Raw genomic sequence first — 12,317 nt, forward strand, 5'->3', positions numbered from 1 at the left:
TGAGTCATTTGGCGGTCGAGCGCACGGTGTCGGCTTCGACACAAAACCAAGCCAAGGCGGCGCTGCTGTTTTTGTACAAGCAAGTGCTGCAAGTTGATCTGCCTTGGCTGGAAGAAGTGGTGGTGGCCAAAAAGGCGCAGCGCTTGCCGGTGGTGTTGACGCAGCGCGAGATCCAAGGGTTGCTGCAAAACCTATCGGGGGTGACGGGGTTGGTGGCGCATTTGCTGTACGGCACGGGCATGCGGCTGCTGGAGGGCCAACACGCTGCCGTGCAGGCCCTCACCCCAACCCCTCTCCCACAACGTGGGCGAGGGGCTCAGGACTGTGGATAGCTCCCCTCGCCCGCGTGGCGGGAGAGGGGCTGGGGTGGGGGTTTAGACCACGTCGTGCAGGTAGCGCACTTTGACTTTGCGGCCCTTGAGTTTGCCGGCGTCCAAGCGTTTGAGGGCTTCGTCGGCGTGGGTGCGGGCGATGGCGACGTGGGCGGTGTAGTCGCCGACGTGGATTTTGCCGACCAGTTTGGCGTCTAGGCCCACATCACCCGTCAGCGCGCCAAGGATGTCACCGGGGCGGATTTTGTCTTTGCGGCCGCCCAGAATTTGCAGCGTGATCATCGGCGGACGCAGTGGCTCGGGGCGACCGTCGGGTTCGGCGGGCAGGGCTTCAAAGACGGTTTCGCGGCCTTGGAGCAGCTCGATGCGGCCCACGCGGCCCATTTCTTCCATGCTGACCAAGTTGAGCGCCAAGCCTTGGGCCCCAGCGCGGCCGGTGCGGCCGATGCGATGCACGTGGACTTCGGGTTCATGGCAAACATCGACGTTGATCACGGCGTCCATGTCGGCCACATCCAAGCCGCGTGCGGCCACATCGGTGGCCACCAGCACCGAGATGCTGTGGTTGGCAAATTGCAGCAGCACTTGATCGCGTTCGCGCTGTTCCAGCTCGCCGTGCAGCGCCAAGGCTTCGATGTCGTGGGCCTTGAGCACCTCGACCAGATCGCGGCATTGCTGGCGCGTGTTGCAAAAGGCCAAGGTGCGGCTCGGGCGATGGTGCCAAAGCAGCAAAGTCACGGCGTGCAGGCGGTCGGCTTCATTCACCTCGAACCAATGCTGCTCGATGGTGCTCGCGCTGTGCTGGGCGTTGAGCTCAATGCGCTGCGGCGTGCGCATGAACTGCTGCGCCAAGGCGGCGATGTCGTCCGGGTAGGTGGCTGAAAAGAGCAACGTGAGCCGATTTTTGGGGCAACGTTTGACGACAGTGCGGATGTCGTCGATGAAGCCCATGTCGAGCATCCGGTCGGCCTCATCGAGCACCAAGGTGCTGAGCTGCGCCAAGTTCAGGCTGTCGCGTTCTAGGTGATCCATCAAACGCCCGGGTGTGCCGACCACGATGTGCGCGCCGTGCGCCAAGCTGTCGAGCTGCGGCCGGATGGGGCTGCCGCCGCACAGGGTCAAGATCTTGATGTTGTCCTCAGCGCGGGCCAAGCGGCGGATCTCTTGGGTGACTTGATCGGCCAGTTCGCGCGTGGGGCACAGCACCAAGGCTTGGACATCAAAGCGGCTGGTCTCGATGCGTTGCAGCAAGGCCAAGGCAAAGGCGGCTGTTTTGCCGCTGCCGGTGGCGGCCTGCGCGATCAGATCTTTGCCGGCCAGCGCCAAGGGCAGGGCGGCGGCTTGGATCGGTGTCATCGCCACATAGCCCAAGCGCTCCAAGGTGACCAAGGTCGCGGGCGGCAGGGGCAGATTCGAGAAAGAGTTAGGGTTCATGCCGGGGATTATCGGTGCCCCGGCATGGTTTCTTCGCTTTGTCGCAGCGCGACGCGGCTTAGAAACTGTGGCGCACGCCCAGCGAGAAGCTGCCGCCGTCGGTGAGGTTATCCACCTTTTCGCTCATGCCGACCAAGTACACGTCGGTGCGCTTGGACAAGGCACGGTCATAGCCGAGCGACACCGTGGTGCGTGTCGGCAAGGTGCTGAGGCCCGGGGTGATCTTGCCGGCTTGCAGCATGATGGATGAGCCCTTACCGAAGCTCAGGGTGGCCCCCAAACCGCCAATTTTGTAGTTGGTGTCCGTGGTGAGGTTTTGCACGTCACCGGCTTGCGCGAACAGCTTGACCATGCCCAAAACATACGACGCACCGATCTGGCTGGTACGGGTGTCATCCACGGCCGATGTCGGGCTGTTGTCTTTGCGGGCCGATTGTTGCGAGTAGGACAAACCCAGCGCGTTGCGCGCATAGCCGAGGTTGTAGCCCCAGTTGCGGCCGCCGCTGCCTTCGCCCAGAGCACCGATCACGCCGAGCGTGAAACCCGCCAGCGACGGGCTGGTGTAGAGCGCTGAATCGTTCCAGCCGGTGTCACCCGTGACGGTGCCGCTGGTGAAGTACTGCCGGATCGCTGGCGAGTAGCCGAAGGAATCACCAAAGGCGTTGAACATCAAGGTCGAGACAAACAGCGGGGTGGTGTTGCGACCGCCCGTCAGCGTGCCGTATTTGGCATGTTTGAGACCGACATTGGCCGCGCGTGAGAACTGACCGTCGCCCGTGAAACGACCCGTCGCGCCGGTATCCGCACGCAAGAACTCTTGGGCTTGAAAGATCGCATTCCAGCCGCCGCCGAGCTCTTCGTTGCCTTCGAAACCGATCCAACTCGTGCTCATGTTGCCGCTGTCCAAGCTGGCAATGCCTGCGCCGTTAGGCGCTCTTGAGGAGCCCACGCTGATGTCGATGGTCCCGGTGAGCTTCAGGGTGGTCTCAGCATGAGCTGAGCCCGCGAAGGCGGCCAAAGTGGCCAAGCTCAGAAGACCAAGGCGAGTGGACGGGAAGGCAGTGCGTTTCATGGAGAGCTCCTGTTAAAAGATGGCCGCATTGTTGCGCTTTTGCACGATTTGTCACGAATGTGGCTCAGGGCTAACCCTCATTTGGGGGGTGTTGCCACCCCCCTCCATCACCGGGGAGATTCAATTCAGAACGCGTGCCGGATCCCTACCGAGACGCCGCCGCCGTCCGACAACTGATCCACCGAGTCACGCATCCACACGGCGTACAGATCGGTGCGTTTGCTCAGCGTGTGGTCATAGCCAAGCGACAAGGTGTTGCGTGCTGTGGTGGCACCCGCCAACGGGGTGCTTTCAAGGCGACCCCACTGCAACAAAACCGCACCGTTGCCCATGGGCACCTTGGCCCCTGCGCCGCTGATCTTGTGGTCGGTGCCGGTGGTGTTGTTCTTCACATCACCGATCTGGGCATAGAACTTGACCGACTTCAGGTCGAAGGAGCCACCGAGCTGCCACGTGTGGGTGTCGTCCACCGCGACCGTGGTGCTGATGTCCTTCTTGACGTCTTGCATGGCGTAACTCAGGGCCAGTGCGCCCGAGAAGTACATCGCGTTGCCGCCCCAGTTGATGCCGTTGCTGCCTTCAGCTTGGGCGTTGATCAGGTTGACGCTCAGGCCACCCATGTTCGGGCTGCTGTACTGCACCGAATCATTCCAGCCGGTGTCGCCGGTCACGGTGCCGCTGATGAAGTAGTGGCGGATGGCCGGGGAGAAGCCAAAAGAGTCGCCGAAAGCGTTGAAGACCAAGGTTGAGATGAACAACGGCGTGGTGTTGCGGCCGAGGGTCATGCCGCCCAAGGTGCTCGACTTCAGGCCGACGTAGGCCCCTCGGGTGAACATCCCATCCCCCGTGAAGCGCCCGGATTGACCCATGTCGGGCCGGATGAATTGTTCTGCACTAAAGACCGCTGACAGTCCACCGCCCAAGTCTTCGCTGCCGCTAAAGCCAAACCAGCTGGTGCTCATGTTGCCGCTATCAATCGTGGTCTTGGCCGAGGCATCGCCGGGATTTTTCAGCGAGGAGACGCCCAGATCAACCAAGCCGCTTAACTTGACACTGGTTTGGGCCTGCGCCACCGCAGGCAAGGCGGCGATGCTCGCAAGAACAGCGGTGGCGATCAGGGTGTGGATGGCAGTGGTTTTCATAGGACCTCTTGGGTGGAAAAAGATGCGGTGTGGGCTTGCGTGGTGATGTCGCTGTTGTCGCTGTTGCGGCGGCTGCCGTTGAACACCACGTTGAGCAGCACGGCTGAGAAGGACGCCAGCAAAATGCCCGACTCCATGAGCGGGTGCAGGGGCAGCGCCATTTGCTGCATCCAGCGCGGTGCCACCAGCGGAATCAGGCCGAAACCGATGGAGATGGCGACGATGCTCAGGTTGTGGCGGTTGGTTTTGAAGTCCACGCCGGAGAGGATGCGGATGCCGGTGGCGGCCACCATGCCGAACATCACCAAGCCCGCACCACCCAGCACGCTTTGGGGAATCGACTCGACCAAAGCCCCGACCTTGGGCAGCAGGCCCAGCACGATCATGATGGCCCCGCCGGCCACGCAGACCCAACGGCTGCGGATGCCGGTGACGCCGACCAGACCGACGTTTTGCGAGAAGCTGGTGTAGGGGAAGGTGTTGAAGATACCGCCCAAGACGGTGCCCAGACCATCGGTACGCAACCCGGCCGCGAGTTCTTGTGGGCTGATTTTCTTGCCGGTCATATCACTCAAGGCGAGGAACATGCCGGTCGATTCGATCATCACCACGATCATCACCAAGGCCATGGTCAGCACCATGACGATGTCGAAAGTGGGCAGACCGAAGGCGAAGGGGGTGACGACATCGAACCAAGAGGCCTTGGCCACTTTGTCAAAGTTCATCTTGCCCAGCAGGGCCGCCACCCCGCAGCCTGCCACGATGCCCAAAAGCACGGTGATGTTGCTCACAAAGCCCCGGGCGTACTTCATGAGCAGCACGATGCTGAGGAGCACGAACGCCGCGATGCCGAGGTTGTCGAGTGCGCCGTAGTTGGGGTTGTTGAGCATCGGCACGCTGCCCGCGAGCTTGAGTGCCGGGGCCGAGGCCGCTTGGGATGCAGCCGCTACCGCTGCCTTGGCGCTATCCACCATGACGGCCAGTTTGGGCACATCGACGTTTTGCGCCAAGTGGGCCGGTCCGCCCAAGGCCCAACCCACACCGACGCGCATCAGGCTGATGCCGATGACCGCGATGATGGTGCCGGTGACCACCGGCGGGAAAAAGCGCAGCAAGCGGCTCATCAGCGGGGCGATGGCGATCGAGATCAACCCGGCACCGATGATCGCGCCGAAGATCGCCCGGGCACCGTCCACCCCGCCTTGGGCGTTGGCCATCGCCACCATCGGGCCCACGGCGGCGAAGGTCACGCCCATCATCACCGGCAGCTTGATGCCAAAAAACTTGCCCAAACCCAAGGACTGAATGATCGTCACCAGTCCGCAGCAAAAGAGGTCGGCCGAGATCAGGGTGGCCACTTGCTCGGGGCTGAGCTTCAAGGCGCGCCCGACGATCAGCGGCACGGCAATGGCACCGGCATACATCACCAGCACGTGTTGCAAACCCAGCGCGGCCAGTCGGCCGGTGGGGAGTCGTTCATCCACGGGGTGGACGGTTTGAACGGATGCGGCAGTCATCAAAGTGTCCTTGGCGTTTGGGTGAGGCGCGATGGGCGTGATGTGAACGATGTCACGCAGTCAAAGCAAGCTTCATTCCAGCGGCGCACCCATCTCGAACCAACGCTGGATCAGTTGGCGTTCTTGTTCGCTGATTTGGGTGGCGTTGTTCAGCGGCATGAGCTTGAGCATGACCGCTTGCTGGTAGATGGCTTGGGCGTGGCGCTGGATGCGCTCAGGGGTGTGCAGGGCGACGCCTTTGTTCTGGATCTGGGCGTTGTGACAGGGCACGCAGCGCTGCTCGATCACGCTTTGCACTTGGGCAAAACGCAGCGGGTGGGTGGCGGCTTCGCGCTCAGCCGCGCTGGGCGGTGCTGGGGCCAGCCAGAAGGCCACGCCGAGCAGCAAAGCTGTGCCGATCAGGGCGTGTTCCCAGGGTGCGCGTCGGCCTTCGACGCTGGCTTTGTGGCGCGCTACAAAGCTGTGCCGAATCAAAGCCCCGGCCAGCATCAACAGCACCAGCACCACCCAGTTGTGTGGCCCCATGTAGAGCCAGCTGTAGTGGTTGGAGAGCATCGCCACCAGCACCGGCAGCGTGAAATAGGTGTTGTGGACGCTGCGCTGCTTGGCGCGCAAGCCGTGGACGGGATCGACCCCTTGGCTGGCCTTGAGCTGGGCGATGACCTTCTTTTGGCCGGGAATGATCCAAAAGAAGACGTTGGCGCTCATGGCGGTGGCCATCATGGCGCCGACCAGCAAAAAGGCCGCCCGGCCGGCAAAGAGCTGGCTGGCCAGCCACGCCGCGCCGATCACGCAGAGCAAGACGGCGAGGCCGACGATCAGATCACCGTATTTCCGCCCGCCAAAGCTGCGACAGATCACGTCGTAGACGAGCCAAAACGCCGCCAAAAACCCCAGTGCCGCCCCAATGGCCTGCGCGGGGGGCCACGCATGCACGTTGGCGTCGATCAAAAAGGTGCTGGCGTTGAAGAGGTAAAGCACTGTGAACAGGCCAAAGCCGGTGAGCCACGTCGAGTAGCTCTCCCAGTAAAACCAGTGCAAATGCTCCGGCAGGGTCTTGGGTGCCACGAGGTACTTTTGCGGGTTGTAAAAGCCGCCGCCATGCACCGCCCAGAGCTCACCGCCCACGCCGCGCTGGATCAAATCGGGCGAGGTGGGGCGGGTGAGGCTGTTGTCGAGGAAGACGAAATAGAACGATGAGCCGATCCAAGCGATGGCGGTGATGACATGCGCCCAACGCAGCAGCAAGTTGCTGTAGTCGAGGATGTGATTCAAAAGATAGGTGTCCATGATGGTGCGCTGTATACAGTTTTGGGGCACGAAAAGGTGTTCAGGAGCCCCGATACGTGGCATAGGACCACGGGCTGACGAGCAGCGGCACGTGGTAGTGCCCTTGGGCGTCATGGATGCCAAAGTCGATGGGCACCACGTCGATGAAGGGCGGCTCAGGCAGGGTCACCCCCCGTTGGCGAAAGTAATCTGCCACGGCAAACAACAGTCGATAGCGCCCTTGGGCCATGGATTCAGCCTTGAGAAGCGCGCCCCCGTCGTTGCGACCGTCGCCGTTGAGGGTGATGTGTTGCAGGGTTTCGACCGAGCCATCGGGGTGGATGCGTTGCAAGCTGAGCTGCATGCCAGCGGCGGGGCAGCCATGCATGGTGTCGAGCACATGGGTGCTGAGGTGGCCCATGGGGTTCCTTTCTTGGCACATTGGGTGCGCATGTTGAGCACTTTGCTTCAACAAAGTGTATACACTTTCAACCATGTCTCGCCGCGCTGCTCCTGCTCCCTCTGCGTCATCTGCCCCGCCTACCTCGCCCCATCCTGCTGCGTTGGACGGCACGACGCAGCGCATCGTCCAAGCCATCACCACGGCCATCGTCGAGCGCCGCTTGATGCCCGGCACCAAATTGGCCGAACAACCCATCGCCGACATCTTTCAGGTCTCGCGCACCCTTGTGCGCCAAGCCCTGCATCAGCTCAGCCGCGATCGGCTGGTGACGTTGGAGCCCGCGCGCGGCGCTTTTGTCGCTCAGCCCAGCGTGGCCGAAGCGCAGCAGGTCTTTGCAGTGCGCGCCATGCTGGAGTCGGCCATGGTGCGTCAGCTCTGCACCGAGCTCAGCGACAGCCAGTTGCGGCTGATGCAGCAGCGTTTGGAAACCCACTTGCAGGCCGAGGCCACGGCGGTGGCGCGCACCGATGTGCCGGGGCGCACGCGGCTCTTGGCCGACTTTCATGTGCTGTTGGCGCGCATGTTGGGCAACGAGGTGCTGGCGCAACTGCTCGACGACTTACTGCGGCGCAGCGCGCTGATTTCGCTGATGTATCAAAGCGCCCATTCGGCCGAGCAGTCGCACGGCGAACACCGCCAGTTGGTCGAAGCGCTGGTGCGCCGCGATGCCGAAGCGGCTGAACAGCTGATGGCGGCGCACCTTGGGCAAGTGGAGCGCAACTTGCGCCTGCATCCGCGTGTGCCCGATCTGGCCAGCGTGTTGCTCCCACAGGTTGCGCCCGCCAAAGTCAGCCCATCCCGTCGAAAAACCCAAGGTTGAACCCCGGTATGCATCCTTCTTCCACCCCGCCGTACCCCCGTGACTTGGTCGGGTATGGTCGCAACCCACCCCACGCTCAGTGGCCCGGCAACGCGCGCATTGCTGTGCAGTTCGTCCTCAACTACGAAGAGGGCGGCGAGAACTCGGTGTTGCACGGCGATGCGGGCAGCGAACAGTTCCTCTCCGAGATGTTTAATCCGCCGGCCTTTGCGGCGCGGCACTTGAGCATGGAAAGCATCTATGAATACGGCAGCCGCGTGGGCGTTTGGCGCATCCTGCGTGAGTTCGAACAACGCGGCCTGCCGCTGACGGTGTTTGGGGTCTCGATGGCGCTGCAACGTCATCCTGAACTCACCGCAGCCTTCAAAGAACTTGGCCACGAGATCGCTTGCCACGGCTGGCGCTGGATCCCTTACCAAAACCTTGATGAAGCCGTGGAGCGTGAGCACATGCGCCTTGGCATGAGCCTCATCGAGCAGCTCACCGGCGAGCGGCCCTTGGGCTGGTACACCGGCCGCGACAGCCCCAACACCCGTCGGCTGGTGGCTGACTTGGGGGGCTTTGAGTACGACAGCGATTACTACGGCGACGACCTGCCGTTTTGGTTGCAGGTGCGCAAAACCGATGGCAGCTTGGCGCCGCAGCTGGTGGTGCCGTACACCTTGGACTGCAACGACATGCGTTTTGCCTTGCCGCAGGGCTACAGCCACGGTGACGAGTTCTTTGAGTACTTGCGCGACGCCTTTGACGTGCAGTACGCCGAAGGCGCGCAGCAGCCGTCGATGATGTCGATTGGCATGCATTGCCGCTTGTTGGGCCGACCGGGGCGCATCAAGGCGCTGCAACGCTTTTTGGATCACATCCAAAGCCACGACCGGGTCTGGATCACGCGCCGCATCGACATCGCCCGGCACTGGCGTCAAACCCATCCCTTCAACCCAGCCACCGCCTTTGTGTGGGAGTGAGCCTGCCCATGTCTTCTCTCATGCCACGCATCACACCACGCATCACGCTGGCGCAGCTCAACGCCGCCACGCTTGATGAATGTGTCGCCTTGCTCGACGGCACCTATGAGCATTCGCCTTGGATTGCTGCGCGGGCCGCTACCCAGCGGCCGTTCAAAAGTTTGGCGCACCTCAAGCAGGTGCTGGCCGAGGTGGTACGCCACGCTCGGCTCACCGAACAACTCGGCCTGATCCGCGCCCACCCTGAGCTGGCGGGCAAGGCGATGGTGAGCAAAACCTTGACGATGGAATCGACCGGCGAGCAAAGCCGTGCGGGTTTGACCGCTTGCACTCCGGCTGAATTCGCGCAGTTGCAGCAGCTCAACGCTGACTACAACGCCCGCTTTGGCTTTCCCTTCATCTTGGCGGTGCGCGGCCCGCGTGGCCAAGGTTTGGGGCGGCAGGAGATCATCGCCACCTTTGAGCGGCGGCTGGCGGCACACCCGGAGGACGAGCGCGCTGAGTGTTTGCGCAACATCCACCGCATCGCCGAGATCCGCTTGGGCGACAAGTTCGGACTGAGTCCCGAGCTGGGCCACCAGGTTTGGGATAGAGCCGAGCAGCTGGCACAGCACAGCGAACCGGGCTACGCCGAACGCGGTGAGTTGACCGTCACCTATTTGACCGAGGCGCACCGCGCTTGCGCGGCACAGTTGGCGCGCTGGATGCGCGAGGACTGTGGCTTCGATGAGGTTGGCATCGACGCCGTGGGCAATGTGGTGGGGGTTTATCACGGCACGGAGCCGCAGGCCCGTCGGCTGCTCACGGGCAGCCACTTCGATACCGTGCGCAACGGTGGCAAGTACGACGGGCGTTTGGGCATCTTGGTGCCGATGGCGGTGGTGCGCGAGCTGCACCGCGCCGGTCGGCGGCTGCCCTTTGGCATCGAGGTGGTTGGCTTTGCCGAAGAGGAAGGCCAGCGCTACAAAGCCACCTTCATCGGCTCAAGCGCGTTGGTGGGGCAGTTCGAGCCCATGTGGCTCGATCAGCTCGATGCCGAAAGCATCCCGATGCGCGCTGCGCTGTCTGAGGCCGGTTTGGACGTGGCGCAGATCCCCGCGCTGGCCCGCGACGCGGCGCGCTATCTCGGTTTTGTCGAAGTTCACATCGAGCAAGGTCCGGTGCTGAGCGAGCTGGACTTGCCGCTGGGCGTGGTCAGCTCGATCAACGGCAGCGTGCGGCTGATGGGCGAAGTGCGCGGTCAAGCCAGCCACGCCGGTACCACGCCGATGGGTCGGCGGCGCGATGCGGCGGCGGCGGTGGCTGAGCTGCTGCTCTTTGTCGAACAACGCGCCGCGTCGGTGCAGCACGTGGTGGGCACGGTGGGCATGCTCAGCGTGCCGAACGGCTCCATCAACGTGGTGCCGGGCTGCTGCCGCTTCAGCCTTGATATCCGCGCCACCACCGACAGTGCGCGTGACGCCTGTCTGGCCGATGTGCGCCGTCACTTGGACGAGATCTGCGCCGCACGCGGGCTGCACGCCCAGCTCGAAGAAAGCATGCGCGCGCCCGCAGCACCGAGCGACCCCGCTTGGCAGGCCCGCTGGGAGCGCGCCGTGGCGCAGCTGGGTTTGCCGGTACACACCTTGCCCAGCGGGGCCGGGCACGACGCCATGAAGTTGCACGAGCTCTTGCCGCAGGCGATGTTGTTTGTGCGGGGCGGCAACGGTGGCATCAGCCACAACCCGCTGGAGAGCATCACCAGCGACGACGCCGAGCTGGCCGTGCAGGCCTTCAAAATTTTGGTGGACCAACTTGAACGTGAGATGACCCCATGACGACCCTCCACGCTTTGCTTGACGCTTGGATCGACCAGCATTTCGACCAGCAAGTGGCTTTTTTGCAAGCCTTGGTGCGCGTGCCCACCGACACCCCGCCCGGCAACAACGCCCCGCACGCCCAGCGCACCGCTGAGTTGCTGACGGCGTTCGGTTTTGAGGTGGCGGCTTACCCCGTGCCAGCGCAAGCCGTGCGCGACTACGGCTTGGAGTCGCTGACCAACTTGATCGTGCGTCGCCGCTACGGTGCAGGTGGGCCGACCATCGCGCTCAACGCCCATGGCGACGTGGTGCCGCCCGGCGAGGGCTGGACGCACGACCCTTATGGCGCGGAGGTGGTGGACGGCAAGCTCTACGGTCGGGCCTCGGCCGTGAGCAAGAGCGATTTCGCGACCTACACCTTTGCGGTGCGCGCCTTGGAGGCCGTGAGCGCCGCGCAAGGGCTGGCGCTGAAAGGGGCGGCCGAGCTGATCTTTACCTACGACGAAGAGTTTGGCGGTGAACTCGGCCCCGGCTGGCTGTTGCAGCAAGGCCTGACCCAGCCCGACTTGCTCTTGGCTGCCGGCTTCAGCTACCAAGTGGTCACTGCGCACAACGGCTGTTTGCAGCTTGAGGTGACGGTCCACGGCAAGATGGCGCACGCCGCCATTCCCGACACCGGCATCGACGCGCTGCAAGGCGCGGTGCAGATCCTGAACGCGCTTTACGCCCAGAACCAGCGCTACAAGGCTGTGACGTCGCAGGTGCCGGGCATCAAGCATCCGTACCTCAACGTGGGCCGGATCGAAGGCGGCACCAACACCAACGTGGTGCCTGGCAAGGTGGTCTTCAAACTCGACCGCCGCATGATCCCTGAAGAAAACTCCAGCGAGGTTGAAGCCGATGTGCGCCGCGTGATCGAAGAAGCCGCTGCCACTTACCCCGGCCTGCGCGTCGAAATCCGCCGCCTGCTGTTGGCCGAGTCGCTCCAGCCCCAAGCGGGCAACGCCGCCTTGGTGGCCGCCCTGCAACGCCACGGCGAAGCGGTGTTTGGCGAGCCGATCCCGACCTCTGGCACGCCGCTTTACACCGATGTGCGACTGTTCGGTGCCTACGGCATCCCCGCCGCCATCTACGGTGCCGGCCCGCGCACCGTGTTTGAAAGCAACGCCAAACGCGCCGACGAACACCTCGTGCTCGAAGACCTGCGCCGCGCCACCAAGGTGGTGGCACGGACGCTGGTGGATGTGTTGGGAAATCTCCCCGGCCCCCTTTGACAAAGGGTGAGAAATACGGCTTGTGCCGTTCACCTTTCAGGCCTAGATTGGGCTTTCTCAGGGCGCTTTCGCCCCTGAAGGGGAATGCAACATGGCATCGCAAACACAACTGGTCGCCGGCTTGGCTGGGGCCATCGGTAGCCGCTTTCGCAGTACACAAAACCAACTGGTGTTCGTCGAGTACGGCGGCAAACTTTCTCGACTGAATCTGTTCGCGCCGGGGGTGATCG

The 12,317-nt window shown here is 63.2% G+C and carries 11 protein-coding genes; 5 read left to right on the plus strand and 6 right to left on the minus strand.

The genetic code is table 11. The features are described 5' to 3' along the window. The coding region (locus tag AC3VI7_RS10175; RefSeq protein ID WP_489671496.1) for a phage integrase N-terminal SAM-like domain-containing protein at positions 1 to 332 on the plus strand (332 nt) is incomplete at its 5' end. A 42-nt stretch (positions 333 to 374) separates the two neighbouring features. Here AC3VI7_RS10175 and dbpA read toward each other — a convergent pair. The 6 genes from dbpA to uraH form a co-directional block, all read right to left on the minus strand. Continuing rightward, positions 375 to 1,766, minus strand: a complete 1,392-nt coding sequence (dbpA, locus tag AC3VI7_RS10180) for an ATP-dependent RNA helicase DbpA (protein WP_489667665.1) — start codon at positions 1,764 to 1,766, stop codon at positions 375 to 377. Between the two features lie 58 nt (positions 1,767 to 1,824). Next, a complete protein-coding gene (locus AC3VI7_RS10185) occupies positions 1,825 to 2,838 on the minus strand; it encodes a porin (protein WP_489667664.1) in 1,014 nt (337 codons plus the stop codon). 125 nt (positions 2,839 to 2,963) lie between these two features. Next, positions 2,964 to 3,980, minus strand: a complete 1,017-nt coding sequence (locus AC3VI7_RS10190) for a porin (RefSeq protein WP_489667663.1) — start codon at positions 3,978 to 3,980, stop codon at positions 2,964 to 2,966. Beyond that, positions 3,977 to 5,497 (minus strand): nucleobase:cation symporter-2 family protein, encoded by a 1,521-nt coding sequence (locus tag AC3VI7_RS10195; RefSeq protein ID WP_489667662.1) that lies wholly within the window; start codon positions 5,495 to 5,497, stop codon positions 3,977 to 3,979. Before AC3VI7_RS10195 ends, AC3VI7_RS10190 begins: the two co-directional genes overlap by 4 nt. Before the next feature lie 72 nt (positions 5,498 to 5,569). Then, positions 5,570 to 6,787, minus strand: coding sequence for a urate hydroxylase PuuD (locus AC3VI7_RS10200; protein WP_489667661.1), 1,218 nt, complete (start codon positions 6,785 to 6,787; stop codon positions 5,570 to 5,572). Between the two features lie 40 nt (positions 6,788 to 6,827). Continuing rightward, positions 6,828 to 7,187, minus strand: a complete 360-nt coding sequence (gene uraH, locus AC3VI7_RS10205) for a hydroxyisourate hydrolase (RefSeq protein ID WP_489667660.1) — start codon at positions 7,185 to 7,187, stop codon at positions 6,828 to 6,830. Between the two features lie 73 nt (positions 7,188 to 7,260). Here uraH and AC3VI7_RS10210 point away from each other — a divergent pair, with 73 nt between their 5' ends. The 4 genes from AC3VI7_RS10210 to AC3VI7_RS10225 are packed head-to-tail and all read left to right on the plus strand — an operon-like array spanning position 7,261 to position 12,087. Then, complete coding sequence (locus tag AC3VI7_RS10210; RefSeq protein ID WP_489667659.1) at positions 7,261 to 8,049, plus strand: GntR family transcriptional regulator; 789 nt, start codon at positions 7,261 to 7,263, stop codon at positions 8,047 to 8,049. Between the two features lie 8 nt (positions 8,050 to 8,057). Next, positions 8,058 to 9,014 carry an allantoinase PuuE gene (gene puuE, locus AC3VI7_RS10215; RefSeq protein ID WP_489667658.1) on the plus strand — a complete coding sequence of 319 codons (957 nt, stop codon included), beginning with the start codon at positions 8,058 to 8,060 and terminating at the stop codon, positions 9,012 to 9,014. Between the two features lie 8 nt (positions 9,015 to 9,022). Next, positions 9,023 to 10,831 carry a 2-oxo-4-hydroxy-4-carboxy-5-ureidoimidazoline decarboxylase gene (gene uraD, locus AC3VI7_RS10220; RefSeq protein WP_489667657.1) on the plus strand — a complete coding sequence of 603 codons (1,809 nt, stop codon included), beginning with the start codon at positions 9,023 to 9,025 and terminating at the stop codon, positions 10,829 to 10,831. After that, positions 10,828 to 12,087 carry a M20 family metallopeptidase gene (locus AC3VI7_RS10225; RefSeq protein WP_489667656.1) on the plus strand — a complete coding sequence of 420 codons (1,260 nt, stop codon included), beginning with the start codon at positions 10,828 to 10,830 and terminating at the stop codon, positions 12,085 to 12,087. The genes uraD and AC3VI7_RS10225 overlap by 4 nt, the downstream gene beginning before the upstream one ends. Positions 12,088 to 12,317 lie beyond the last annotated feature (230 nt).

The organism is Leptothrix toolikensis (SeqCode) (assembly GCF_057922285.1).